The organism is Aeromonas sp. INTO2 (assembly GCF_049860605.1).
GTDB lineage: Bacteria > Pseudomonadota > Gammaproteobacteria > Enterobacterales > Aeromonadaceae > Aeromonas > Aeromonas caviae.
Window position 1 is genome coordinate 2,179,349 of record NZ_CP187588.1, and the last position, 24,075, is coordinate 2,203,423.

At 60.2% G+C, this 24,075-nt stretch carries 21 protein-coding genes and 5 pseudogenes; 15 read left to right on the forward strand and 11 right to left on the reverse strand.

Annotated elements, in window-relative coordinates:
• Positions 1–97: 97 nt before the first annotated feature.
• The gene (gene sixA / locus ACPW74_RS10315) at positions 98–565 is read right to left on the reverse strand and encodes a phosphohistidine phosphatase SixA (protein ID WP_069651167.1); all 468 of its coding nucleotides are present in this window, start codon (positions 563–565) and stop codon (positions 98–100) included.
• A gap of 162 nt (positions 566–727) precedes the next feature.
• Here sixA and ACPW74_RS10320 point away from each other — a divergent pair.
• Positions 728–2,419: pseudogene (locus ACPW74_RS10320) on the forward strand (insulinase family protein); the annotation flags it as partial.
• 3 nt (positions 2,420–2,422) lie between these two features.
• Here ACPW74_RS10320 and ACPW74_RS10325 read toward each other — a convergent pair.
• Entirely contained in the window at positions 2,423–3,625 is a 1,203-nt protein-coding gene (locus tag ACPW74_RS10325) for an ISL3-like element ISAeme19 family transposase (protein ID WP_084865641.1), read from the reverse strand.
• A gap of 97 nt (positions 3,626–3,722) precedes the next feature.
• On the opposite strand from ACPW74_RS10325, the pseudogene ACPW74_RS10330 reads away from it, so the two are divergent.
• Positions 3,723–4,814 (forward strand): annotated as a pseudogene (locus ACPW74_RS10330) (insulinase family protein); the annotation flags it as partial.
• Positions 4,815–5,098: 284 nt separating this feature from the next.
• Here ACPW74_RS10330 and ACPW74_RS10335 read toward each other — a convergent pair.
• Together ACPW74_RS10335 and ACPW74_RS10340 are read right to left on the reverse strand one after the other, a co-directional pair.
• Positions 5,099–5,746 carry a thiopurine S-methyltransferase gene (locus ACPW74_RS10335; RefSeq protein WP_275873079.1) on the reverse strand — a complete coding sequence of 216 codons (648 nt, stop codon included), beginning with the start codon at positions 5,744–5,746 and terminating at the stop codon, positions 5,099–5,101.
• A 110-nt stretch (positions 5,747–5,856) separates the two neighbouring features.
• Positions 5,857–7,227: a leucine-rich repeat-containing protein kinase family protein gene (locus ACPW74_RS10340; protein WP_275873078.1), complete on the reverse strand. Its 1,371-nt coding sequence runs from the start codon at positions 7,225–7,227 to the stop codon at positions 5,857–5,859.
• A gap of 258 nt (positions 7,228–7,485) precedes the next feature.
• Here ACPW74_RS10340 and ACPW74_RS10345 point away from each other — a divergent pair, with 258 nt between their 5' ends.
• The 6 genes from ACPW74_RS10345 to ACPW74_RS10370 all read left to right on the forward strand — a co-directional run bounded on the left by ACPW74_RS10345 (position 7,486) and on the right by ACPW74_RS10370 (position 11,422).
• Entirely contained in the window at positions 7,486–8,016 is a 531-nt protein-coding gene (locus ACPW74_RS10345; protein WP_029314450.1) for a MarR family winged helix-turn-helix transcriptional regulator, read from the forward strand.
• Entirely contained in the window at positions 8,013–8,795 is a 783-nt protein-coding gene (locus ACPW74_RS10350; protein WP_275873077.1) for a DNA alkylation repair protein, read from the forward strand. Before ACPW74_RS10345 ends, ACPW74_RS10350 begins: the two co-directional genes overlap by 4 nt.
• Positions 8,792–9,163, forward strand: coding sequence for a DUF6616 family protein (locus tag ACPW74_RS10355; protein ID WP_275873076.1), 372 nt, complete (start codon positions 8,792–8,794; stop codon positions 9,161–9,163). Before ACPW74_RS10350 ends, ACPW74_RS10355 begins: the two co-directional genes overlap by 4 nt.
• 309 nt (positions 9,164–9,472) lie before the next feature.
• Positions 9,473–9,874 (forward strand): hypothetical protein, encoded by a 402-nt coding sequence (locus ACPW74_RS10360; protein WP_162231286.1) that lies wholly within the window; start codon positions 9,473–9,475, stop codon positions 9,872–9,874.
• Between the two features lie 343 nt (positions 9,875–10,217).
• Positions 10,218–11,033 carry a sulfonamide-resistant dihydropteroate synthase Sul2 gene (gene sul2 / locus ACPW74_RS10365; protein ID WP_001043260.1) on the forward strand — a complete coding sequence of 272 codons (816 nt, stop codon included), beginning with the start codon at positions 10,218–10,220 and terminating at the stop codon, positions 11,031–11,033.
• Positions 11,034–11,119: 86 nt separating this feature from the next.
• Complete coding sequence (locus tag ACPW74_RS10370) at positions 11,120–11,422, forward strand: phosphoglucosamine mutase (protein ID WP_000251875.1); 303 nt, start codon at positions 11,120–11,122, stop codon at positions 11,420–11,422.
• Positions 11,423–11,597: 175 nt separating this feature from the next.
• On the opposite strand, the gene ACPW74_RS10375 is transcribed toward ACPW74_RS10370, so the two are convergent.
• The 6 genes and pseudogenes from ACPW74_RS10375 to ACPW74_RS10400 form a co-directional block, all read right to left on the reverse strand.
• Complete coding sequence (locus ACPW74_RS10375) at positions 11,598–13,091, reverse strand: IS91-like element ISCR2 family transposase (protein ID WP_001120888.1); 1,494 nt, start codon at positions 13,089–13,091, stop codon at positions 11,598–11,600.
• Between the two features lie 111 nt (positions 13,092–13,202).
• Positions 13,203–13,481 carry a LysR family transcriptional regulator gene (locus tag ACPW74_RS10380; RefSeq protein WP_001100557.1) on the reverse strand — a complete coding sequence of 93 codons (279 nt, stop codon included), beginning with the start codon at positions 13,479–13,481 and terminating at the stop codon, positions 13,203–13,205.
• Positions 13,482–13,535: 54 nt separating this feature from the next.
• Complete coding sequence (gene floR / locus ACPW74_RS10385) at positions 13,536–14,750, reverse strand: chloramphenicol/florfenicol efflux MFS transporter FloR (protein ID WP_000214119.1); 1,215 nt, start codon at positions 14,748–14,750, stop codon at positions 13,536–13,538.
• Positions 14,751–14,966: 216 nt separating this feature from the next.
• The gene (locus ACPW74_RS10390; protein WP_001447541.1) at positions 14,967–15,851 is read right to left on the reverse strand and encodes a DUF3363 domain-containing protein; all 885 of its coding nucleotides are present in this window, start codon (positions 15,849–15,851) and stop codon (positions 14,967–14,969) included.
• Between the two features lie 30 nt (positions 15,852–15,881).
• Positions 15,882–16,511: pseudogene (locus ACPW74_RS10395) on the reverse strand (IS91-like element ISCR2 family transposase); the annotation flags it as partial.
• A gap of 15 nt (positions 16,512–16,526) precedes the next feature.
• The gene (locus ACPW74_RS10400) at positions 16,527–19,412 is read right to left on the reverse strand and encodes a Tn3 family transposase (RefSeq protein ID WP_001138082.1); all 2,886 of its coding nucleotides are present in this window, start codon (positions 19,410–19,412) and stop codon (positions 16,527–16,529) included.
• Positions 19,413–19,537: 125 nt separating this feature from the next.
• Between ACPW74_RS10400 and ACPW74_RS10405 the strand changes: the two genes are divergently transcribed.
• From ACPW74_RS10405 to ACPW74_RS10425, 5 genes and pseudogenes are all read left to right on the forward strand, one after another.
• A complete protein-coding gene (locus ACPW74_RS10405; protein WP_000904906.1) occupies positions 19,538–20,152 on the forward strand; it encodes a recombinase family protein in 615 nt (204 codons plus the stop codon).
• Positions 20,153–20,217: 65 nt separating this feature from the next.
• Positions 20,218–21,021: an aminoglycoside O-phosphotransferase APH(3'')-Ib gene (aph(3'')-Ib, locus tag ACPW74_RS10410; RefSeq protein WP_001082319.1), complete on the forward strand. Its 804-nt coding sequence runs from the start codon at positions 20,218–20,220 to the stop codon at positions 21,019–21,021.
• Positions 21,021–21,155: pseudogene (locus ACPW74_RS10415) on the forward strand (aminoglycoside phosphotransferase family protein); the annotation flags it as partial. The gene aph(3'')-Ib and the pseudogene ACPW74_RS10415, both read left to right, overlap by 1 nt.
• 89 nt (positions 21,156–21,244) lie before the next feature.
• Positions 21,245–22,387: an IS4 family transposase gene (locus tag ACPW74_RS10420; RefSeq protein ID WP_041205622.1), complete on the forward strand. Its 1,143-nt coding sequence runs from the start codon at positions 21,245–21,247 to the stop codon at positions 22,385–22,387.
• A 26-nt stretch (positions 22,388–22,413) separates the two neighbouring features.
• Positions 22,414–23,127 (forward strand): annotated as a pseudogene (locus ACPW74_RS10425) (APH(6)-I family aminoglycoside O-phosphotransferase); the annotation flags it as partial.
• A 69-nt stretch (positions 23,128–23,196) separates the two neighbouring features.
• Here ACPW74_RS10425 and ACPW74_RS10430 read toward each other — a convergent pair.
• Entirely contained in the window at positions 23,197–23,355 is a 159-nt protein-coding gene (locus ACPW74_RS10430; protein WP_425859117.1) for a MerR family DNA-binding transcriptional regulator, read from the reverse strand.
• A 71-nt stretch (positions 23,356–23,426) separates the two neighbouring features.
• On the opposite strand from ACPW74_RS10430, the gene merT reads away from it, so the two are divergent.
• Both merT and merP read left to right on the forward strand, forming a co-directional pair.
• Positions 23,427–23,777, forward strand: coding sequence for a mercuric ion transporter MerT (gene merT / locus ACPW74_RS10435; RefSeq protein WP_022579740.1), 351 nt, complete (start codon positions 23,427–23,429; stop codon positions 23,775–23,777).
• A 13-nt stretch (positions 23,778–23,790) separates the two neighbouring features.
• A complete protein-coding gene (merP, locus tag ACPW74_RS10440) occupies positions 23,791–24,069 on the forward strand; it encodes a mercury resistance system periplasmic binding protein MerP (RefSeq protein ID WP_022579741.1) in 279 nt (92 codons plus the stop codon).
• Positions 24,070–24,075: the final 6 nt, after the last annotated feature.

Consider the following 24,075-nt stretch of genomic DNA (forward strand, 5'->3'; position numbering starts at 1 on the left):
CAGCTTATGCGAAATAATTCCGTTAAATTTATATAAAAAACCGGAAAATTCGACTCTCTCTTCCCCAAAAAACCAAACTGTAACTTATTATTAACTTTTACCGTATTGTATGCGGTCCTTCCAGCCAGAGCAAGACTCCTTTGCCATCTTGCCATTCGATGCAGGCCAGCCCGGACGTCGCGAACATGGGGGCCCCTGCCGCCGGGCAGAGACTCTGGACCAGATACCCCACCAGCGGCAGGTGGCTGACCATCAGGATGTTGTCATGCTCCGCCGCCAGCGCAGTGAGGTAGCTCGCCACGAAAGCCGGATCCCCGTAGGGGGTGATGTCGCCGCTCTCCTCGACCTTGAGGGCCTTGGGCAACTCGGGGGCGATGGCCTGCCAGGTCTGTCTGGCTCGCAGGTAGTTGCTGTGGATCACCAGGTTCAGGGAGCCTGCCAATTGGGGAGCCAGCCAGCCCGCCATGTGGATGGACTCTTCGATGCCTTGCTCGGTCAGTGGACGCTGTTCATCAGTCTTTGCGTTCATGCCAGCCTGGCCATGACGCATGATGTAGATTTTCATTACAACCTCGCCCAGGGGGCCTGTTTAAATAGCGGGGGAATCTTACCCCGCCATGCCGGGGGAAACAATTGCGCCACCTCTCAGAAAAGGGTTTGCCTCGCAAGATAGCGGGGTCGATAATCATGTTTAAATTCAAATAAATTCATCGCGAGCCCCTCCCCAATGAGCCCATATGCCAGTCCCAATGACCATCGGCGGTATCACTATCTGGAGCTGGCAAACCGGCTCAGGGTCTTGCTGATCTGTGATCCCGAGACCGACAAATCCGCCGCCTCCCTGGCGGTGAATACCGGCCACTTCGACGATCCTGCGGATCGCCAGGGCATGGCCCATTTCCTCGAGCATATGCTGTTTCTCGGTACCCGCACCTACCCCAAACCCGGTGAATACCAGCAATTCATGAGCCGTCACGGGGGCAGCAACAACGCCTGGACCGGTACCGAGTTCACCAACTTCTTCTTCGACATCGACAACGGCTTCTTCGAGGCGGGGCTCGACCGGTTCTCCCAGTTCTTCATCTGCCCCACCTTTGCACCGGAGTGGGTCGACAAGGAGCGCAACGCGGTGGACTCCGAGTACCGCCTCAAGCTGCAGGACGATGTGCGCCGCAGCTACCAGGTGCACAAGGAGACGGTCAATCCGGACCACCCCTTCTCCAAATTCTCGGTGGGCAACCTCGACACCTTGGCGGATCTTCCCGGCCGGGATCTGCGCTCGGACCTCATTGCGTTCTACGAAACCCACTACAGTGCGGATCGCATGGCGCTGGTCATGCTTTCACCGGCACCCATCGAGACCCAGCTGGCCTGGTGTGATCGCTTCTTTGGTGCCATTCCGGATCGCCGCCTCGGCCCTCCGGTACTGAGCCATCCTCTCTATCGGCTCGATGATCTCGGCATTCGCATCCAGTTGACCCCGGTCAAGGAGACCCGCAAGCTGGCGCTGACCTTCCCGCTGCCGTGCGTGGATGAGTATTACGACAAAAAACCCCTCACCTTCCTGAGCCACCTCATCGGCTATGAGGGGGAAGGCAGCCTGCTCTCCCTGCTCAAGGGGCGGGGCTGGGTCAATCAGCTCGCCGCCGGCGGCGGCATCAGCGGCGCCAACTTCAAGGACTTTGGCGTGAGCTTTGGCCTCACCCCCCTTGGGCTTGAGCATGTGGACGAGATCATCGCCGCCCTGTTTGGCTATCTGAAGCTCATCGAGCGGGGTGGGGTGCAGGCCTGGCGCTATGAGGAGAAGCGCAGCGTGCTGGAATCCGCCTTCCGCTTCCAGGAGCGTGGACGGGCCCTCGACACCGTCTCCGGCCTCGTGCTCAACCTGTTCAGCTACGGGCCGGACGATCTGCTCTATGGCGATTACATGATGCGCGAGTTCGATGAGCCGCTGATCCGGTGCTTCCTCGCCAAGCTGACCCCCCACAATCTGCGAGTCACCATCCAGGCCCCGGAAGTGAGTACGGATCGCCTCGCCCGCTGGTACCAGACACCCTACAGCGTCCAGAGCATCAGCGAAGCCGAGAAGATCCGCTGGCAGCAGAGTGAACCGGATCCCGCCCTGCACCTGCCGGCGCCCAACCCCTTCATCAGCACCCGCCTCGACGCCCGTCTGCCGGCACTGCCCGCCGACATGCCGTCCTGCCTCATCGACAGGCCCGGTTTCCGGCTCTGGCACCTGCACGAGCATCAGTTCAGCGTACCCAAGGGCAGCCTTTACATCTCCGTCGACAGCGAACATGCGGTCAAGAGCCCGCGTCACATCGCCATGGCGCGTCTGGCCGTGGAACTGCTCACGGATCACCTCAACGCCCTCACCTACCCGGCGGAGCTCGCGGGCCTTGGCTACCAGATTTATGGTTCATCGCGGCTTTCCGGGGAAGGCCGCCTTGATTTTCAGAAAAAAGTATTCTGAGTCCCTAAATCCATATGCCATACGCTTTATCACTTTGATCTTGTTGTTCACCCCTTCCAGCACACTCGTGTGCATCGGGTAGTTTGCACTCGCCAGGATCCCCCGCATATATTTCGATAAATTTCGACCAAATCGTTGCAGCGGCGCTAGCCCGCTTTCCTTCACCTGCCGCATCCAGCTCCGCCATCGTCGCCATCCTTCCCACACGCTCGGCGCATACCAGATGCCCTTCAACGCCTCTTTCAGCACGTACACCATCGCCAGCGGTTGATTCGCCGCCAACAGCTCCTGCAACTTCACATCCTGTTTTTCACTCAGCTTCGCCCGATTACGTAGCAGCAACCAACGCGCACTTTTGACCACTTTTCGCGCCGGTTTATCGCTTTTCAGTGCATTCGCCTGCTCCACTCGCACCCGGTCCACCACCTCTCGGCCATAGCGAGCCACCACGTGGAACAGGTCGTAGACCACCTCCGCCTGCGGGCAGTGTTGCTTCACCTCCAGGTCGAACGCCGTGTTCATGTCCATCGCCACCGCCTCAATCTGCTGGCATCGCTCGCCGAGCTGCTCGAAGAAGGGACGGATAGCGGCCCGGCTGTTGCCGTGCCCCACCCACAGGACGCGGGTTCGCTCGGCATCCATGATCACGGTGGCATAGCGGTGTCCCTTGTGCAGGGCAAACTCATCCATCACCAGCCGCCGCACCTCCCCAAGTTCGATGGTGCCCACACTGGTCTGCAAACGGCGCTTGTCGATCTCCTTGATGGTGTGCCAACCGACCCCGGTGAGCTGGCTGACATGGCGGATGGGGAGGTACTGAACGAGCGCTTCAATCCAGCACTGCATGCGCCGGGTGAGGCGGGAGCCAGAGGGGAGCCAGTCGATATGTTCACTGACGCGACCACAGCGCAGACAGTCGACGCGGCGAACAGGCAGTTGTAACCAGACTTGTCGGTCAAATAGGTCTCGCTCACGCACCCGGCGGATACGTTGGTCGTGGATCAATGGCGTGGGTTGCAGGCATCGGCGACAACGGGGCAACAGGTCGGCGCGAGGCTCAAGGGTAAACAGGGTGTGATGGTTGGCAGAAAGCGCTTGGGCGATGACGGTATAACCTGGCCAGAAGGAGGCAATATCAATATGATGCACGGCGACAGCAGGGTGATGGTGGTGGTGTGTTTGGAGACAGCCAGTTTACCAGCACCCTGTCTGTCAACTTCCACTTCCCCAAGATCCCGCGAAGAACCAGATTTATGCCCATCAGGGGGGCTTTACCATCAACCTCAGCGGCTTTGCCGACAAGCAACCGCTGCTGCTCGACATGATCCTCGGCAACCGCACCCTGGGGTATCCGGATCCGGCCCGCTTTAGCGAGATCAAGGAGCAGCTTATCCGCAACTGGGAGAACCAGTCCAAGACCCGCCCCATCTCCCAGTTGTTCAACCAGCTCACCAGTTTGCTGCAACCCAACAACCCGCCCTTCGAGCAGCTGTTGCGCCACCTGCGCACCGTCGAACTCGGGGAGATGCCCGGCTTCGTCTCCGAGCTCTTTGCCAGGGTGCATCTGGAGGCCCTGGTACACGGAGACTGGACGGCCGCCGAGGCCCTCGAACTCGCGGCCCTGCTGGAGCGCCACCTCGGTGCCAACAGCCAGCCCAGCGCCGAGACCCGCCGCCCCCTCATCTCCATCCAGGACAGAGGCACCCTCATTCGCGAGCAGGGGTGCGATCACGAGGACTCGGCGCTGCTGGTCTACTACCAGTCGCGCACCACCCGGGCCCGGGATCTCGCCTGCTTCACCCTGGCCAACCACATCATGTCATCCACCTTCTTCCATGAGCTGCGCACCCGCCAACAGCTCGGTTACGTGGTGGGAGCCGGCAACCTGCCCCTCAACCGCCATCCCGGTCTCATCTTCTATATCCAGTCGCCGGTGGCGGGGCCGCAGATCCTGCTGGATGCGGTGGAGGAGTTCATCGATCTCTTCCCGCTGGCCATGCTGGAGTTCACCGAGCAGCAGTGGCAGGAGAGCAAGGCGGGGTTGCAGGCCCAGCTCAGCGAGCGGGATGCCAACCTGCGCAGCCGCGGCCAGCGGCTCTGGGTCAGCATCGGCAACAAGGATCTGGGTTTTGATCAGCGCGAACGGGTACGCGAGGAGGTGGGCAGGCTCAGCCGTGCCGATCTGGTGCGCTTCATCACCCAGCTGAGATCCCGCACCTCCGATCGCCTCATCCTCTGCAGCTATGGCCTGGGCCACGAGCACGACGAGCGGATCACCGGCCAGTTTGTCGACGATCCCAGGGCATTTCGGCTCAACGCCGCCACCTTCGAAGGCTGACCTCCCCTGTTGGCAACGCGCAGGCAATAAAAAGCCGACCCCGTGGGGTCGGCTGGAAAAACCATAATCAATTGCGACCAGAGCCGCCAAAAGTGAACATGAGCGTGAAAATCAGACACTGGGTTGATGTTCGACCGGCGTTCAAACCAGAGCTCACCGGTCGGCACCAGCAGTGATTGAGAAACAGCCTCATCTTAGGCATTTCCCTGATTTTCCACGTTGATCTATGTCAAAGGAGGTAAAACAAGCGCCACTTCCATCCTTGGCATCGGCCTCGCGCCCTCTCAGCCCCGGCGGATCAGCCGGTAAGCCACCTCGTCGAAATAGGAGAGCTGCCCCGAGAGCACCCTGGGGTGATCCAGCTCCGCCCCCCGGCCCAGCACCTCGACACCAAAGTCGCGCTCAAACAGGGTGCGCACCTCCATCTCCCCCACCGAGAACGGCGGCTGTTGCTGCTGCTCGGGCTGATACTCGAGGGTCACCAGCAACACCTGCCCCCCCGCCTCCACCAGGCGGCTCATCAGGGCGGCATACTGGCGGCGCATGGCGCCCGGCAAGGCGATAAGGGCCGCCCTGTCATAGACCAGGCGATAACGCTGCCCGAGCTCCGGGGCGGCGAAGAAGTCCCCCTGATAGATGCGCAGATCGGCGTGCCGGTGGCACTGATAGGGACCCACCTCGCTTCTCTCTGCACTCAGGTTGTTCTCGTCAAAAAACTGGGTGATGGCGATCTCTGAGAGCTCGAAGCCATCCACCGGATGCCCCTGCTCACGCAGCCAGAGCATGTCCCGGGATTTACCGCAAAGGGGCACCAGTACGGGGTCGCTTCCTTGCTGGGCCGACCACCAGGATTGCAGCCAGCGGTTGAAATCTGCCTGATGAAAGCCAATCCGGTTCTCTTTCCACTTCTGGTGCCAAAATGCCGCTTCCATCATCTTCCTCTCGTCATCTGCAATGGTGCATCACTATCACAACTTCACCGAAGTGGCGCAAGCCCCATGATCCCGCCCCAGTGCAAGAGAAGGCCCACGATGGGCAGGCCTCAGGCCACGACCCCAGGCAGGCTTGTCGCCATCGCAGCCAGCCGGGTCAGGATCTGCGCGAAGGTGGGTCGCCGGGAAGGCACCTCAAAGCCGCACTCCCTGGCCAGTCGATGAAGGGGGTCGAGGTCGGCGTCCCTCCCATCACAGCGCGCCAGCAGCTCGGCCAGCAGGCAGCCAAAGGCCCGCACTTCCAGGCGCTCCAGCCGCCCGGCCAGCACCTCATCGGCGCGGTCGTAACAGGAGGCGGCACCAAAGTCCCCGAGCAGCACCCGGCCCGGCGCCTCCTGCGACGAGTGAGGCATCGCGGGCTGCAAGGAGTACAGCAGGTTGTGTGCGTAGAGATCGCCGTGGAGGATGCCCCGCTCGTGCAGGTGCCGGGCGGCCGCAGCCACCCCCTGCACCATGGCCATCACCTGGGCCGGGGTGAAGTTCAGATCCTCCCCATAGACATCCCGGGTGCAGGAGTCCAGGCTCGGGGGGCCCGCCAGGGTGGCGAAGGCGGGGTCTATCAGGGGCATCACCAGTGCCGGGATGCCGGAGGGATGATCGCTCACTCTCCCCATCACACCGACCAGGTTTGGATGACGACCGGCGGCCAGGGACGCAGTCATCTCGCTCAGGGGCAAGCCATCGCTGGTGACGGCCCCCTTGAAGAGCTTGACCGCCACCGCCCCGGGCCCTTCGGCACCCGCCCACTCGGCGCGATAGATGACGCCGGATGCTCCCTCCCCGAGCACATCCCCCAGTGAGAGCGCCTGCCAGGGGATCTCGGTAGTGAGCTCCGATGTGCCGTTCAGACACGCCTGCTCATCACAGAATGGGTTGCCCGCAAAGGCCAGCCAGGACAGACGCGGCATCGAGGGCAGCCAGCTCGGCAGCGCTGGCAGGCGGTTGGCGGCGATGCGCAAAAGCTCCAAACGGTGGCAACCGGCAAGCGTCTCGGGAAGCTCATGTAGCCGGTTGCCAGAGAGCATCAGCTTTTGCAGGGCGTCACACTGCCCCAGCTCGTCCGGCAGTCGTTCAATGGCATTGTCGGTCAGGATCAGCCAGCGCAATCTGGCGGGCAGGGAGGCGGCCGGGACGGTCGCGATGCGGTTGGCCTTGAAGCCCACCATGGTGAGCGCTGGGCAGCGCCCCAGCACCTCGGGCAGTTCGGTGAAGTTGTTCTCGGAGCAGAAGAGGATGCGCAGCTTCTTGCATTCGGCCAGCGTGTCAGGCAACTCGCTCAGCTGGTTGCCGGTGAGATCCAGCACCTCCAGGGTCTCCTTGAGGCTCAGGATCTCGGGAGGGAACACCGCGAGGTTTTCAGCAAGTTTGAGGTGGCGGGCGCCGCAGAGTTCGCCTGCGCGAAGCTGTTCCAGGGTATGCATGGGATCGTCTCTATCAACATTCGGGCTTGCGGTGGCTCACTGCGGGGCACTCCCCCCAGACCACAAAGGAGGGGCATTATAGGGAATGACGGCCAAAGATGGCCGATTTTCTTGCAACGCCTTCTCTTGCAAAGGCCCCCCATCGCCACATTCCCGCTCTCCGTTGCCATGAACCATCCCGGTCGCGCTTGGGTGGTTGATCATTTGGTTGGCGCCATATAGTATGGCGCCATACAAAGTCATTCGAGACTCACTATCATGATCACGTTGGAACAGAAACACCTCGCCCTGCTCGAGGATGCAGAGCGCCGCGGACACGCGGACACCCAAAACATACGCGTCTGCTTTGAGGTGTTGACCCTCGCCGCTGCCATCGATCAGGCGTGCGCGGCGCGCCTGGCCCCTCACCGCCTCTCCGAAGGCAAGTTCGTGCTGCTGTTTTTGCTGCGCGACCTGCCACAAGGGCTGGCCCCCCACGAGCTCGCCGACAAGGCGGGGGTCACACGGGCCACCATCACCGGCCTGCTCGACGGGCTGCAACGGGACGGCCTGCTGGCTCGCCACAGCGACAGCCAGGACAGGCGAAAGATCTCGGTGCGCCTGACAGAGCAGGGCCAGGCCCTGGCGCAGCACCTGCTCGATGAGCACAGCCAGTGGATAGGCTCCCTGTTTGCCGGGTTCGATCAGGCAGAGCGAGAGACCCTGAGTACCCTGCTCAAGCGGGCCTGGCTCAACGTCATCTCATCCCGGGCAGGCTGCACAGAGGCCGCCACAGAGGAGCACCCATGACACGCAGCCGCATCACGGATATCGCCCCCTCGCGCCTCGCCCAGCTCAACCGGGGAGAGATAGAGGCAAGCAACCTGACCGAATGCCTGGCGGTGGATTTTGCCGCCCTGATGCAGTGCACCCTGCCTTCGCTCGAGCCCCAGGCGCTGGCGTCGATGCATGCCGCATCCGGGGAGGGCATTACCCGGCGCATGGCCCTGGCCGCCAGGCTGCTCCTGACCGAGAACGGCATGAGGGATCTTGCGGCGCTCAGCCGTCATCCCTCCGATACCGTGCGGGGCTGGGCCTGTTTCATGGTGGGCGCGAGCGAGGGGCTGTCGCTCAGCGACCGCCTGGCCCTCATTCGCCCCCTCGCCGATGACCTGCACTTTGGGGTGCGCGAGTGGGCCTGGCTCGCAATGCGAACGACCATTGCTGCGCAGCTGGAGGCGGCCATTGCCGCCCTGGTGCCCTGGACGGTGGAGCCGTCCGAGCGGCTGCGACGCTTTGCCAGCGAAGCGACCCGGCCCCGCGGCGTCTGGTGTACCCATCTTGCGTCCCTGCGACAAGCGCCGGAGCAGGCCCTGATGCTGCTCGAGCCCCTCAAGGCCGATCCCGCCCTCTATGTGCAGGACTCCGTCGCCAACTGGCTGAACGATGCGAGCAAAGACAGGCCACAGTGGGTCACTGACCTCTGCTCGCGCTGGTCTCGCGAAAGCCCCAGCCCCGCGACAACCCGGATTTGTCAACGCGCCTTGCGCACCTTGCGCAATGGCCAACTCCCGAAGGAACCTCTATGACCCACTTTCTGGCAGAGCTCTACACCCCCACTCCCGCCTGGCTGGCATTGAGCCAGACGGCCCGTCAGCAGTTCTTCGAGGCCATTGGCACAGGCATGGCCAACCTCGCCGCCCTCGGGGTGGAGCCCATCGCCCTGGGCGAGACCGATGCTGCCACCCTCCATGGTGCGCCCCACCCCTTCTTCGCCATCTGGCGCGGGCCGGATGCCGCAGCCATCGATGCCCTCGTCCAGGGGATAGCCGCATCGGGCTGGCACGACTACTTCGAGACGGTCAACGCCACCGGCGCCGGGGTCTCTCTGGGCGAGCACCTTGCACAGTTGGCCGCCCTGGCCTGCGCCGCCACAACCAGCCCCGCCCTGGCCTGATAACCCCTAAAAGAGCGTTATCCCACCAGGCTTTGCGTCAGTGCTGCCGATACCGGTGGCACTGTTTTCCATGCCCTTCCCTTGCAAACCCAGGTCACCACCACCTGGGAAAGCGGCGCCACAACCCGCTCCCTTCCCACTTCCTTCCCACTCCCTTTTGTGGGCAACTGTCAGGTGAATACCATCTCCATACATTCAGAGGTGAAAAGACGCCATAAGGCGTCTTTCTTATTGCTGGTTGTTAGAGCAAACCGGTTAGGCGATCTCCCCCTCCCCGCAACCCACCCAGATCGGGGTGATGGAGGTGATATGAGCCGACCCATCCAGGGATTGGAAGATCTGCACCATGGCTTCCCCGTGGAGCGGGTTGGGCAGCGGCACCGTGGTTTTGCATTTGAAACGGTAACTGGTGCGCCTGCTATCACTTGGGGGGATTTTGAAGAAGTGTTTGATGCTGGACACAGTGGCACTTACCTTTCTGGGCATAACACTCGTGGATGGCCTTCAGAGGCTATGCAGCAAAGCCTTTCCCCTGCCCGGAGAAACCACAGCCTGCCGCCTTGTGTGGATGCGATAGATGAGGCTCTGCCTATCGACTCGGGCACTTACCATGACAACGTTGGCAACAGGGCCTCTATCCCCTTCGCCAGGAGCAAAATTTTCTCGCAAACGATTGGAAAAAGAAAAGGCGCCTCAAGGGCGCCTTTTTGACAGTTTTGCGTGATCTCAGGGAGAGGCGTTAACCGCTTATTCCCACTCTATTGTAAACAAGACATTTTTATCTTTTATATTCAATGGCTTATTTTCCTGCTAATTGGTAATACCATGAAAAATACCATGCTCAGAAAAGGCTTAACAATATTTTGAAAAATTGCCTACTGAGCGCTGCCGCACAGCTCCATAGGCCGCTTTCCTGGCTTTGCTTCCAGATGTATGCTCTTCTGCTCCTGCAGCTAATGGATCACCGCAAACAGGTTACTCGCCTGGGGATTCCCTTTCGACCCGAGCATCCGTATGAGACTCATGCTCGATTATTATTATTATAGAAGCCCCCATGAATAAATCGCTCATCATTTTCGGCATCGTCAACATAACCTCGGACAGTTTCTCCGATGGAGGCCGGTATCTGGCGCCAGACGCAGCCATTGCGCAGGCGCGTAAGCTGATGGCCGAGGGGGCAGATGTGATCGACCTCGGTCCGGCATCCAGCAATCCCGACGCCGCGCCTGTTTCGTCCGACACAGAAATCGCGCGTATCGCGCCGGTGCTGGACGCGCTCAAGGCAGATGGCATTCCCGTCTCGCTCGACAGTTATCAACCCGCGACGCAAGCCTATGCCTTGTCGCGTGGTGTGGCCTATCTCAATGATATTCGCGGTTTTCCAGACGCTGCGTTCTATCCGCAATTGGCGAAATCATCTGCCAAACTCGTCGTTATGCATTCGGTGCAAGACGGGCAGGCAGATCGGCGCGAGGCACCCGCTGGCGACATCATGGATCACATTGCGGCGTTCTTTGACGCGCGCATCGCGGCGCTGACGGGTGCCGGTATCAAACGCAACCGCCTTGTCCTTGATCCCGGCATGGGGTTTTTTCTGGGGGCTGCTCCCGAAACCTCGCTCTCGGTGCTGGCGCGGTTCGATGAATTGCGGCTGCGCTTCGATTTGCCGGTGCTTCTGTCTGTTTCGCGCAAATCCTTTCTGCGCGCGCTCACAGGCCGTGGTCCGGGGGATGTCGGGGCCGCGACACTCGCTGCAGAGCTTGCCGCCGCCGCAGGTGGAGCTGACTTCATCCGCACACACGAGCCGCGCCCCTTGCGCGACGGGCTGGCGGTATTGGCGGCGCTGAAAGAAACCGCAAGAATTCGTTAACTGCACATTCGGGATATTTCTCTATATTCGCGGTTCAGCAGGCATGTCCCCTTTGAGGGCGACCCGACGACAGGATAATCGACCTTATGGTGCGCAAATATTTCGGCACAGACGGTATTCGTGGCAAAGCCAACGAAGGCGCGATGACGGCGGAAACCGCCTTGCGCGTCGGCATGGCGGCTGGCCGTGTCTTTCGTCGCGGTGACCACCGCCATCGTGTCGTGATCGGCAAGGATACGCGCCTGTCGGGCTATATGCTTGAACCCGCGCTCACAGCCGGTTTCACCTCGATGGGCATGGACGTATTCCTTTTTGGCCCGCTGCCGACAACGTATAGGAAGAATAAACGCCCTTTTCACCCAAGTCCAACAGCTTTGGACCGCAGTTGACTCTTTCGACACCCCTGCGATGCAACCCAATCCGGCTGACGGGGAGCCAGCAACGCTGAAAATTTACCCTCCTCTTTCCCACTAGCGGCTCCTTTTCCGACAACCAGCACGGCGGATCCCTGCCGCGGCGCTGTGAACGCAGCATTTTGATTGGTATCGTTGGCCTTCAGGCTCGTCAGTCAAACAGACCCAGGAGCAGCTCAGCCGGTGGCGCCCGGCTTTCGGGTAACGCCCTGGTCCCGCTGGTTTCGGCTTTGTGCTTCAGGTGATCAAGGATCTGCTTGATCACTATAGGGTCTTCAATGCAGGCGATGACTTTCATGGCGCCGCCGCAGCCGCTGCAGGTCTCGATGTCGATATTGAAAACACGCTTGAGCCGTTGCGCCCATGTCATCGACGCTCGCCGTTGTGCTGGTGTTGCCGGTTCATCAGCCACCCTGACCTTGTTGCCCCTGCCCCGTTTTGCCGGCGTGACCAACGCCCGGTGCCGACTGTTGGGTGCGAACACCCCGTGGAAGCGGGTTAGGTTGACTCTGGGCTTCGGTACCAGGGCGGCCAGCCTTGCAATGAAATCCAATGGTTCGAAAATGACGTGCGTGGTGCCGTCCCGGTACGGCGTCTTGAGCTGGTAGCGCACGTTGCCGCCTCGTGTTAACGACAGCCGCTTCTCGGATACCGCCGGGCGGCTGATGTACCGGCACAGCCGTTCGAGCTTCTTGCGTTCATCGGCCCTGGCCGCCACGCCGGCGTGCAGGCTGGACCCGGCTACCTTGCCAATCCCGTCACCGAACGGATCACCACTGGTCGGCAGAGTTTGCAAAGTGAACACCTTTCGCCCCGCCTGTGAACCGACAGCGATACGGTAAGTGATCGAGTGCCCCAGCAGGGGTGTCATCGGGTCGTCATCCACCGCATCCGAGGCCAGATAGCTGTTTTCGACATCCCGTTCCAGCAGGCCTTGCCGTTCCAGATAGCGACCCACCCGGTGGGCGATGGTGTGCGTCAGCTGGGTGAGCTCTGGGCTGGTCGGCGCCTTGACCCAGCGGAAACGCGCTGAGCCGTGGGATTGCTCGACATACACACCGTCGAGAAACAGCATGTGGAAGTGAACATTCAGATTGAGCGCCGATCCAAAACGCTGGATCAGGGTGACCGCGCCCGTCTTGGCCACTTGGTGGGTATGGCCCGCTTTCTTGACCAGGTGCGTGGCAATGACGCGGTAAACGATGCCCAGCACCCACCCCATGATCTCGGGCCGGCTGGCAAACAGGAAACGCAGCTGAAACGGGAAGCTCAACACCCACTGACGCATGGGTTGTTCAGGCAGTACTTCATCAACCAGCAAGGCGGCACTTTCGGCCATCCGCCGCGCCCCACAGCTCGGGCAGAAACCGCGACGCTTACAGCTGAAAGCGACCAGGTGCTCGGCGTGGCAAGACTCGCAGCGAACCCGTAGAAAGCCATGCTCCAGCCGCCCGCATTGGAGAAATTCTTCAAATTCCCGTTGCACATAGCCCGGCAATTCCTTTCCCTGCTCTGCCATAAGCGCAGCGAATGCCGGGTAATACTCGTCAACGATCTGATAGAGAAGGGTTTGCTCGGGTCGGTGGCTCTGGTAACGACCAGTATCCCGATCCCGGCTGGCCGTCCTGGCCGCCACATGAGGCATGTTCCGCGTCCTTGCAATACTGTGTTTACATACAGTCTATCGCTTAGCGGAAAGTTCTTTTACCCTCAGCCGAAATGCCTGCCGTTGCTAGACATTGCCAGCCAGTGCCCGTCACTCCGCGGTCTTCACTGCGTGATCGAGTTGATCGACACCCGCCGTGACACGCTCCATGAAGTGCCTGCCTGCGTCTGTTAGCCGAACGCCCCGCGCATGGCGCTCAAATAGCAGGACACCAAGGTTATCCTCCAGCGCTTTCACACGCGCGCTGACGCTCGACTGGCTGATACCAAGTGCCTTGGCCGCATGCCGAAAATTCAGATGCTCGGCGACGGCGATGAACTGAACAAGGGAAATGAGCGGTATCCTGCCAGACAGGATACCGACATTCACGAGGTTTCGATGGTTAGTGCGCCGCATCGGAGCGGGCCTGCTACCAGTCGTCGGTTAGACGACTGGCGACTTCTCGGTGGCAGCCCCACGGAGCCGAAGGAGCACCAGCCCCAACGAAACCAGTACCGCCATCGCCGTGGCGTAACAGATCACGGGCCACGCTGTGTCACCGTTTAAAAGTGCCACCGCCAATGTCCCGACAATGCTGACTATCAGGCTTTGAACGCAGAAGTAGAACGCGACCGCTGATCCCGCGATGTCGTCGAACTCTGCCAAAGCGCCGTTCGCGGTAACGGACACCGTGAAGACAATACCGACCGCGACAACCCACATCGGTAGGATGAAGGTGAGGAATGACGGCGAGCCGTAAAGTTCGCCGATCCCCAACAGGACCGCTCCGCAAACAAGCAACGCCATCCCACGCGCCACGCATCCTGCGATGCCCCATCTGGCGACAAAGGACTTCGCGAAACGGGTTGTCACGATCATTACAAGCGCGACAGTGGCGAAGGCAAAGCTGAATCCGATCTCGGAATATTCCGCTTGGCCTATGAGCACACGGGGAGCCGTCGAGAAGAAGACGAAGAAGGTGCCCATACCGGCGCTAAAGCCGACAGTGTAAACCCAAAAAGCCGGACTCGCGAAGATCGGCAAGACAGATCGGCGCGTCTTGACTTGATCCAGAGGGCGGGTTTCGTGCCACCTGAAACCCGCATTTAGGAGTGCGAGCATCGCCAGTATAGCCAAAGTAATGAATATCGCCTGCCATCCCAAGAACTCGCCGATCAATGCTCCGGCGATAGGGCCGAGCGCAGGCACGAACGCCAGCATCGAACTGAAAAGGCCGTAGATGACGACACCCTCAGGACGGTTGGCATAAACGTCGCGAACCGTCGCGAACGTCGCCACCAGCATGGCCGACGCGCCCACTGCTTGAAGTAGACGGAAAGCGACAAAGGCCGGTGCAGTTGAAGACCAAGCTGCTCCCAGAGACGCAATGACGAAAGCCGTTGCGCCCGCAAGTAGAATTGGCCGTCGCCCGATTCTGTCTGAGAGCGGACCAAAAATCACCTGGCCCACGCCGAGCATCACCATATAGAGGCTCAACGTGAGTTGGATCATAGCGGGCGTCGTGTTCAGGATGCCGGGCATCGCTGGAACGACAGGGAGATAAATATCCATCGCCAGTGAAGCGAGGATGTCGAAAGGAGCCATCAGCAGCAGTGCTGCCGGCAGCGTATAGGCCCACGCGGGGCGTGTGGTGGTCATGACGAATCAACCCTCGATTAAGGAATACCGGGCGACGTCTGCTCGTCAGCAATCAGATGAGACTAGCCTTACAGAGCGCCGCAACAACAATACTGGTTGTTGCGGCTTACTTGTCTGCTGACTTGGAATTTCCCATCTGATTACTCCACGCTTACGAATATGAATTGCTACATTTTATCCGATTATCTTTTGCTTCGCAATGCGGCATGGGCGCACTCAGCGTTCCAGCCCCCTCTGCCGCCCTAACTGCCACGACACCGACCCGCCCTGCACGATGCCCATAACCTCGCGGCCGAGTTGGCGGTCGATGATCGGCCGCCACGGGACAAGGGTGAACTCATGGGATTTCTCGACCACGGCGAACTTGCCGCTCGATAGATGCACGGTTCCGGTAAACTTGCCGCTGACGCTCTCGCCGTCCGTGGCGGCGCGGAACGGCAGGCCCTTACTCAAAGCCATATCCGATCCGACGCCGGCTACCTCGCGCTCCCGCAGGATGGCGAGAAGGTTGCGCCGGTAGAAGACGCGGCTGTCCCGGCTGCGGGTGGCGTCGCCCTGTTCGATATGGTGCTCGCGGCGCTGGTCCATGGCTTCGCGGACTTGTTGCCCGAAGCCGGTTGGCGCAAGGTCGGCCGTCTCGCCGTGGATCAGCCGCCGGTCCAGCCAGGTCGCGCCGTCCGATCCGATCTGTTTGTTCAGATCGACCGGGGAAAGGACGCGAACGCTGGCCTGACTGTCTCGGCCGGCGTCATGGGCGGCGGCACGGCTGACCAGATCATCGGGGATGCGCCATTGGTCGGCGTCGATCCGCTCGACGATACCGGCCCGGCGTAGCGCCTCCAGCCGGCGCACATGGGCATCGACATAGCCCTCATAGTCGCCGCCTGGAACGCGGCACGTATAGGAAGAATAAACGCCCTTTTCACCCAAGTCCAACAGCTTTGGACCGCAGTTGACTCTTTCGACACCCCTGCGATGCAACCCAATCCGGCTGACGGGGAGCCAGCAACGCTGAAAATTTACCCTCCTCTTTCCCACTAGCGGCTCCTTTTCCGACAACCAGCACGGCGGATCCCTGCCGCGGCGCTGTGAACGCAGCATTTTGATTGGTATCGTTGGCCTTCAGGCTCGTCAGTCAAACAGACCCAGGAGCAGCTCAGCCGGTGGCGCCCGGCTTTCGGGTAACGCCCTGGTCCCGCTGGTTTCGGCTTTGTGCTTCAGGTGATCAAGGATCTGCTTGATCACTATAGGGTCTTCAATGCAGGCGATGACTTTCATGGCGCCGCCGCAGCCGCTGCAGGTCTCGATGTCGATATTGAAAACACGCTTGAGCCGTTGCGCCCATGTCATCGACGCTCGCCGTTGTGCTGGTGTTGCCGGTTCATCAGCCACCCTGACCTTGTTGCCCCTGCCCCGTTTTGCCGGCGTGACCAACGCCCGGTGCCGACTGTTGGGTGCGAACACCCCGTGGAAGCGGGTTAGGTTGACTCTGGGCTTCGGTACCAGGGCGGCCAGCCTTGCAATGAAATCCAATGGTTCGAAAATGACGTGCGTGGTGCCGTCCCGGTACGGCGTCTTGAGCTGGTAGCGCACGTTGCCGCCTCGTGTTAACGACAGCCGCTTCTCGGATACCGCCGGACGGCTGATGTACCGGCACAGCCGTTCGAGCTTCTTGCGTTCATCGGCCCTGGCCGCCACGCCGGCGTGCAGGCTGGACCCGGCTACCTTGCCAATCCCGTCACCGGGGTCGTTTGCGGGAGGGGGCGGAATCCTACGCTAAGGCTTTGGCCAGCGATATTCTCCGGTGAGATTGATGTGTTCCCATCCGAGCGGCGAAACATGGGCCAAGAGATCGGGCGATAGCAGCTTTCCATCGCGTTTCTGGTTTGCAACGACCTCGCCGAGCTTCATGGTGTTCCAGAAGATGATGATGGCGGCGAGCAGATTCATGCCGGCGATGCGGTAATGCTGGCCTTCGGCGGAACGGTCGCGGATTTCACCGCGGCGGTGGAAGCTGATTGCCCGCTTCAGCGCATGATGAGCTTCGCCTTTGTTGAGCCCGATCTGGGCACGCCGTTGGAGTTCGGCATCCAGAATCCAGTCGATCATGAACAGGGTGCGCTCGACGCGACCGACTTCCCGCAGGGCTGTCGCGAGCTCGTTCTGCCGCGGATAGGAGGCGAGTTTCCGCAGAATCTGGCTTGGCGCGACGGTCCCGGCAGCAATGGTGGCGGCGATGCGCAGGATGTCGGGCCAATTGCGCTCGATCATGGCTTGGTTGACCTTTCCGCCGATCAACGCTCGCAGGTGCGCCGGGGCGGCCGACGGATTGAACGCGTAGAGCCGTTTGGATGGCAGGTCGCGGATGCGCGGAGCGAACCGGTAGCCGAGAATGGCACATGCGGCAAAGACGTGATCGGTGAAGCCGCCCGTGTCGGTGAACTGCTCGCGGATATGGCGTCCAGCATCGTTCATCAGCAGGCCATCGAGGATGTAAGGCGCTTCGCTTGCCGTTGCAGGAATCACCTGGGTTGCGAACGGCGCATATTGGTCGGAGACGTGGCTATAGGCTTTCAGGCCCGGGGTATTGCCATATTTCGCGTTGACCAGGTTCATGGCCTCACCTTGCTCTGTAGCGACGAAGAACTGTCCGTCGCTCGAAGCCGACGTGCCCATGCCCCAGAACCGGGCCATGGGTAACGCTGCCTGTGCCTCGACCACCATGGCCAGCGCCCGGTCATAGGCTTCGCCCTCGACATGCCACCGTCCAATGCGGATCAATTCCCAGAAGGTGTGGGTGTTTGTCGCATCCGCCATTTTGCGCAAGCCGAGGTTGATCCCTTCCGCCAAGATAACGTTCATTAGCCCGATCCGGTCAGCGCAGGGTGCTCCTGTGCGCAGATGGGTGAACGCTTCGGTGAAGCCGGTCGCCGCATCCACCTCCAGCAGGAGATCGGTGATGCGCGTGGGCGGGATCTGCTTGTAGAGATCGAGCACCAGATCTTCGGCGCCTGTCGGCGCGGCGGCTTCGAGTTTCTCGATATGCAGAACGCCGTTTTCAATCGACCCGCCCGGGATCGTGCCTGCGCGAGCGGCACGGCCAAGCTCGCGCAACCGCATGTCGAGGCGAGCTTGCCGGTCTGCCAGCCATTCCTCCGGCCGCAATGGCACAGCGAGACGACCGCCTTCCGCGATGGATTGTGCCGGAACGAGTGCGTGTTTCAGATCGCCATAGCGCCGGGACCTAGTAAGCCAGACATCTCCGGAGCGGAACGCATCGCGCAGATGGAACAGCACCGCGATCTCCCATAGGCGAGCGTCGCCAGCCCTCTGGGCCCGAAGGTGGCGATGCCATTTCGAGCTGGGCCGCAAGAAGCTGGTCATCGCGGCATCGTTCAAACCGGTACGAAGGGCCGTCACCGCTTCCAGAAGCGGCAGTGCAACGGGCGCAGCTCGCAGATCGAGCAGGCGCAACATGCGTGGAGCGTATCGGCGGAAGCGGTGATAACCGTCGAGCACATGATTGAGCGGATCGTCGGCCATGGTGGCGGTCAGCCTGGTTGCCATTGCAACAAGGGTTTTTAAGCCGTCCCACCCTGACCCACTCGCGATGACATCGCCCAGCGGCTGGCCATCATCCTGTGCATCGACCAGGGCGCCCCCGATCTCGGCGAAGGATTTCAGGGTGTCACGCACCACCCCCGCTTCGTCTGCGACCTTTGCATGGCAAATACGCTCCGAAGCACGGTAGAGACGGCCGACGATCCGGTCGTGGGTTTCGACCACTGCGTCGGCCAACATCGCCTGCCATTCCGAGACGCAAACAGCCAAGATCGCAAGCCGCCTGTCCTCCGGGAGATCGCGCATGCCGTCGGCATAATACCGTTCACCCTGCCTGCGCAGACGAGTCACCCGATGGGCAGGAACGCCGGCAAGCAGATCCTCGGGGAGATCGATGCGTTGCAGATATTCGAGCCGGTCGAGCAGCCGGTTGGCCGACGAAGAGTTCGAGCCAGGCTCGAACTGGCGCAGCCACACAAAACGGGTCACCCGATCATCAGCCGTCTCCTCGAGCAATGCCAGCAACTGTTCTCGGATCGACATAGGCAGCCGACTGGCGATCCTCGTCTCGATGCGTCGCTCGGCATCGACGAGAGCCGCGGCACAAAGCCGCTCGATCGTGGATGTCGCGGGAAGGACAGTGCGGGTGCGTCGGCACTCGGCTACGAAGCGACGGGCGATATCCTCGTTCGACACCGCCATCTCGGCTTCTCGGAACAACCATTCCTTCAGCTCGCTCGCACCACGTCCGGAGAAGGTGCGGAAGCCGTAGAGCCCCCGTAACTCGGCAAGATGCTCGTGCCGTGTTTCCTCGCGGGCAGCATAGTCTACGAGATCGTCGGCACCCAGGCCAAGCTGCGCTCCGATAAATTCGATGACCTCTGCAGGGATCAGTTCGCCTGGAGCCAGCACCCGGCCGGGATAGCGCAGGACACACAATTGCAGGGCGAAGCCGAACCTGTTGTGAGCGCGCCGACGCAGCCTGATATGCCCAAGGTCTTCATCACTCAGCGTATAGTGCTTGAGCAAATCCGTCTGTGAAGTCGGCAAGCGCAACAGCGCGTCTTTCTGCCGATCGGTTAGAGTGACGCGACGCGGCATACATGTTCCTTTTTCAAAATCTGATAGCGTTCAAGACGCTTTGTTTATGAAGCTGGTTGAGATACATTTCCAGAGGTCAATGCAATCGTGGCCGAAGCGCCGCCTCAAACCAACGTTTGTGATACATGCTGATCGGATATGCCCGCGTCTCCAAAGCCGATGGCTCGCAGTCTCTCGACCTGCAGCACGACGCCTTGCGCGCCGCAGGTGTCGAACGGGACAATATCTATGATGATCTTGCTTCCGGCGGTCGTGATGATCGCCCTGGCTTGACTGCCTGCCTCAAGTCATTGCGTGACGGCGATGTGCTGGTGGTCTGGAAGCTCGATCGCCTCGGACGATCGCTTGCCCATCTGGTCAACACGGTGAAGGAGCTGTCAGACCGCAAGATCGGCCTGCGGGTTCTGACTGGAAAGGGCGCTCAGATCGACACCACGACTGCGTCCGGTCGCATGGTGTTCGGAATCTTCGCCACCTTGGCCGAGTTCGAGCGGGATCTGATCCGAGAGCGCACCATGGCGGGTCTCGCCTCCGCGAGAGCGCGCGGTCGCAAGGGCGGACGAAAATTCGCGCTCACCAAAGCTCAGGTGCGTCTCGCGCAAGCCGCCATGGCCCAGCGCGATACTTCAGTTTCCGATCTCTGCAAGGAACTCGGCATCGAGCGCGTCACTCTCTACCGATATGTCGGTCCCAAAGGCGAGCTCAGAGACCATGGAAAGCATGTTCTCGGACTTACGTAGCAACTCGTTTCTTTTCGCAGGTTGAGCCACCTCCGCGCTTCATCAGAAAACTGAAGGAACCTCCATTGAATCGAACTAATATTTTTTTTGGTGAATCGCATTCTGACTGGTTGCCTGTCAGAGGCGGAGAATCTGGTGATTTTGTTTTTCGACGTGGTGACGGGCATGCCTTCGCGAAAATCGCACCTGCTTCCCGCCGCGGTGAGCTCGCTGGAGAGCGTGACCGCCTCATTTGGCTCAAAGGTCGAGGTGTGGCTTGCCCCGAGGTGATCAACTGGCAGGAGGAACAGGAGGGTGCATGCTTGGTGATAACGGCAATTCCGGGAGTACCGGCGGCTGATCTGTCTGGAGCGGATTTGCTCAAAGCGTGGCCGTCAATGGGGCAGCAACTTGGCGCTGTTCACAGCCTATCGGTTGATCAATGTCCGTTTGAGCGCAGGCTGTCGCGAATGTTCGGACGCGCCGTTGATGTGGTGTCCCGCAATGCCGTCAATCCCGACTTCTTACCGGACGAGGACAAGAGTACGCCGCAGCTCGATCTTTTGGCTCGTGTCGAACGAGAGCTACCGGTGCGGCTCGACCAAGAGCGCACCGATATGGTTGTTTGCCATGGTGATCCCTGCATGCCGAACTTCATGGTGGACCCTAAAACTCTTCAATGCACGGGTCTGATCGACCTTGGGCGGCTCGGAACAGCAGATCGCTATGCCGATTTGGCACTCATGATTGCTAACGCCGAAGAGAACTGGGCAGCGCCAGATGAAGCAGAGCGCGCCTTCGCTGTCCTATTCAATGTATTGGGGATCGAAGCCCCCGACCGCGAACGCCTTGCCTTCTATCTGCGATTGGACCCTCTGACTTGGGGTTGATGTTCATGCCGCCTGTTTTTCCTGCTCATTGGCACGTTTCGCAACCTGTTCTCATTGCGGACACCTTTTCCAGCCTCGTTTGGAAAGTTTCATTGCCAGACGGGACTCCTGCAATCGTCAAGGGATTGAAACCTTAACCATCCCCTCGTATGAGCGAGGCGTGGCGCGGCTTCTGAGGTATGATCGCCATCCTTGACCAGCTAATACCCGACAGATAATCGCCATGTTTAACCACGATCTAATCCTCAACCACATCAACGAGATATTTGGACAGGACATGCATGCCAAGCGTGTTCTTTCCCTGGCCAATGCAACCCTCGGGGTTATCGAATCCGGTTCGCTGGCCATCCACGCCATCGGGAATGGTCTCTCCTTGGCCAATGGTCTCGAGCGCAAACATGCGGTGAAACAGGTGGACCGCCTGCTCACTAACACCAAGCTCAACGTCTGGAGCCTCTTTGACGATTGGGTTCCCTATGTGGTCGGTGAACGCACCGAGATCGTGGTATCCATGGACTGGACCGAATTCGATGCCGATGATCACAGCACCTTGGTTATCAGCCTGCAAACCAACCATGGCCGCAGTACTCCGCTGCTGTGGAAAACCCATCGAAAATCGTTGCTCAAAGGGCAACGCAATGCCCATGAGAAAGAGCTGCTCACCAAACTCAAGCAGACCCTGCCAGAAGGTATCTTCGTGACGGTAGTCGCTGACCGTGGGTTTGGTTACATGGAGCTGTTCGAGCGCCTGGAACAAGAGCTAGGCTTTGCCTATATCATTAGATTTAAAGGAAATATTTTGGTTGGTTACTCTGGTGGAGAGCAGGTTCCCGCCCGCGACTGGCTAACGCCGACCGGGCGCACCCGAACCCTCAAGGAGGTGGAGCTCACTGGGCAACGACAGCCTGTCGAGCGGGTCTATTGTTGTCACAAGAGTGGCATGAAAGACGCGTGGTTTCTGGCCAGTAACCGGACCGATCTGAGTGCCGCCAAGGCGTTGCAACTATACGGCCAGCGCTGGGGTATCGAGACCAGTTTTCGGGATATCAAAGATTACAAATTCGGCATGGGTATGGGAGATGTGCACATCAGTAATCCGGTCCGGCGTGACCGACTGTTTTTGTTCAGTGCCTTGGCCATCGTCTTGCTGACGCTGCTGGGTAAGGCTGGAGACAGTGTCGGTCTAGAGAGAACGATCAAGGTCAATACCAGCAAGAGCCGAACCTATTCGTTCTTTCGGCAAGGGGTCATCTATTACCAGTTGCTGCCTAAAATGAAAGAAGCCAATGCGGTCTTGTTGATGGATAAATTTATCTACTACCTGAAGCAACACCGCTTATATACCCGCACACTTGGAATTATTTGAGTCTCTAAAAATGAGGGGATCTCTGAGGATTGAAACCTATAGAAGACATTGCTGATGAACTGCGCGGGGCCGACTATCTGGTATGGCGCAATGGGAGGGGAGCAGTCCGGTTGCTCGGTCGTGAGAACAATCTGATGTTGCTCGAATATGCCGGGGAGCGAATGCTCTCTCACATCGTTGCCGAGCACGGCGACTACCAGGCGACCGAAATTGCAGCGGAACTAATGGCGAAGCTGTATGCCGCATCTGAGGAACCCCTGCCTTCTGCCCTTCTCCCGATCCGGGATCGCTTTGCAGCTTTGTTTCAGCGGGCGCGCGATGATCAAAACGCAGGTTGTCAAACTGACTACGTCCACGCGGCGATTATAGCCGATCAAATGATGAGCAATGCCTCGGAACTGCGTGGGCTACATGGCGATCTGCATCATGAAAACATCATGTTCTCCAGTCGCGGCTGGCTGGTGATAGATCCCGTCGGTCTGGTCGGTGAAGTGGGCTTTGGCGCCGCCAATATGTTCTACGATCCGGCTGACAGAGACGACCTTTGTCTCGATCCTAGACGCATTGCACAGATGGCGGACGCATTCTCTCGTGCGCTGGACGTCGATCCGCGTCGCCTGCTCGACCAGGCGTACGCTTATGGGTGCCTTTCCGCAGCTTGGAACGCGGATGGAGAAGAGGAGCAACGCGATCTAGCTATCGCGGCCGCGATCAAGCAGGTGCGACAGACGTCATACTAGATATCAAGCGACTTCTCCTATCCCCTGGGAACACATCAATCTTACCGGAGAATATCGTTGGCCAAAGCCTTAGCGTAGGATTTCGCCCTCTCCCGCAAACGACCCCCCGTAGGGCCGCTCCGGCTGGGGCAGTAGGCCCTTGAGCTGATAGAAGCGGATCGTCTCCACGTTCACCCCGGCGGCCTTGGCGAAGGCCCCGATGGTCAGATTCTCTTGAGCGTTCTCCATGGTGCTTGACTCCGTAGTTGACTACGGAAGTAACGTTACAGCATCAAGCGAAGTCCCGGAAGGAGAACCTTATGTCGGAACCCAAGAACGGCCGCGGCGCACTGGCGACCGGCGGCATCGCGGCCGTCCTCGCCTCGGCCTGTTGCCTCGGCCCCCTCGTCCTGGTCGCGCTCGGCTTCTCGGGCGCGTGGATCGGCAACCTGACCGTGCTGGAGCCGTACCGGCCGATCTTCATCGGCGCGGCACTCGTCGCGCTGTTCTTCGCCTGGCGCAGCATCTTCCGACCGGCCCATGCCTGCAAGCCGGGCGACGTCTGCGCCGTGCCCCAAGTGCGGACGGCCTACAAGGTGATTTTCTGGGTCGTGGCCGCCCTGGTTCTGGTTGCCCTCGCTTTCCCCTACATCCTGCCGCTGTTCTATTGAAAGGAGAATTGCCATGAAGAAACTCGCCACCCTGATCGCCCTGGCCGCCGCCCTGAGCACGCCCGCCTGGGCCGCCACCAAGACCGTTACCCTGTCGGTGCCCGGCATGACCTGCGCCGCGTGCCCGATCACAGTAAAGAAGGCACTCACCAAGGTGGACGGCGTGCAAAAGGCCGAGGTCAGTTACGAGAAGCGGGAAGCCGTCGTCACCTTCGACGACGCGAAGACCAATGCCGACGCCTTGACCAAGGCCACCGCAAACGCGGGCTACCCCTCCAGCGTCAAGCAGTGAGGGCAC

Excerpts from the sequence above, each read along its gene's own strand:
- ACPW74_RS10360 (WP_162231286.1), top strand. The coding sequence starts at position 9,473 with ATGAGCCGACCCATCCAGGGATTGGAAGATCTGCACCATGGCTTCCCC.
- ACPW74_RS10355 (WP_275873076.1), top strand. The coding sequence starts at position 8,792 with ATGACCCACTTTCTGGCAGAGCTCTACACCCCCACTCCCGCCTGGCTG.
- ACPW74_RS10345 (WP_029314450.1), top strand. The coding sequence starts at position 7,486 with ATGATCACGTTGGAACAGAAACACCTCGCCCTGCTCGAGGATGCAGAG.
- ACPW74_RS10335 (WP_275873079.1), bottom strand. The coding sequence starts at position 5,746 with ATGGAAGCGGCATTTTGGCACCAGAAGTGGAAAGAGAACCGGATTGGC.
- ACPW74_RS10390 (WP_001447541.1), bottom strand. The coding sequence starts at position 15,851 with ATGCTGCGTTCACAGCGCCGCGGCAGGGATCCGCCGTGCTGGTTGTCG.
- ACPW74_RS10350 (WP_275873077.1), top strand. The coding sequence starts at position 8,013 with ATGACACGCAGCCGCATCACGGATATCGCCCCCTCGCGCCTCGCCCAG.
- ACPW74_RS10370 (WP_000251875.1), top strand. The coding sequence starts at position 11,120 with ATGGTGCGCAAATATTTCGGCACAGACGGTATTCGTGGCAAAGCCAAC.
- floR (WP_000214119.1), bottom strand. The coding sequence starts at position 14,750 with ATGACCACCACACGCCCCGCGTGGGCCTATACGCTGCCGGCAGCACTG.
- ACPW74_RS10430 (WP_425859117.1), bottom strand. The coding sequence starts at position 23,355 with ATGGAGAACGCTCAAGAGAATCTGACCATCGGGGCCTTCGCCAAGGCC.
- ACPW74_RS10375 (WP_001120888.1), bottom strand. The coding sequence starts at position 13,091 with ATGCCTCATGTGGCGGCCAGGACGGCCAGCCGGGATCGGGATACTGGT.
- ACPW74_RS10340 (WP_275873078.1), bottom strand. The coding sequence starts at position 7,227 with ATGCATACCCTGGAACAGCTTCGCGCAGGCGAACTCTGCGGCGCCCGC.
- merP (WP_022579741.1), top strand. The coding sequence starts at position 23,791 with ATGAAGAAACTCGCCACCCTGATCGCCCTGGCCGCCGCCCTGAGCACG.
- ACPW74_RS10405 (WP_000904906.1), top strand. The coding sequence starts at position 19,538 with ATGCTGATCGGATATGCCCGCGTCTCCAAAGCCGATGGCTCGCAGTCT.
- sul2 (WP_001043260.1), top strand. The coding sequence starts at position 10,218 with ATGAATAAATCGCTCATCATTTTCGGCATCGTCAACATAACCTCGGAC.
- merT (WP_022579740.1), top strand. The coding sequence starts at position 23,427 with ATGTCGGAACCCAAGAACGGCCGCGGCGCACTGGCGACCGGCGGCATC.
- ACPW74_RS10400 (WP_001138082.1), bottom strand. The coding sequence starts at position 19,412 with ATGCCGCGTCGCGTCACTCTAACCGATCGGCAGAAAGACGCGCTGTTG.
- sixA (WP_069651167.1), bottom strand. The coding sequence starts at position 565 with ATGAAAATCTACATCATGCGTCATGGCCAGGCTGGCATGAACGCAAAG.
- ACPW74_RS10420 (WP_041205622.1), top strand. The coding sequence starts at position 21,245 with ATGTTTAACCACGATCTAATCCTCAACCACATCAACGAGATATTTGGA.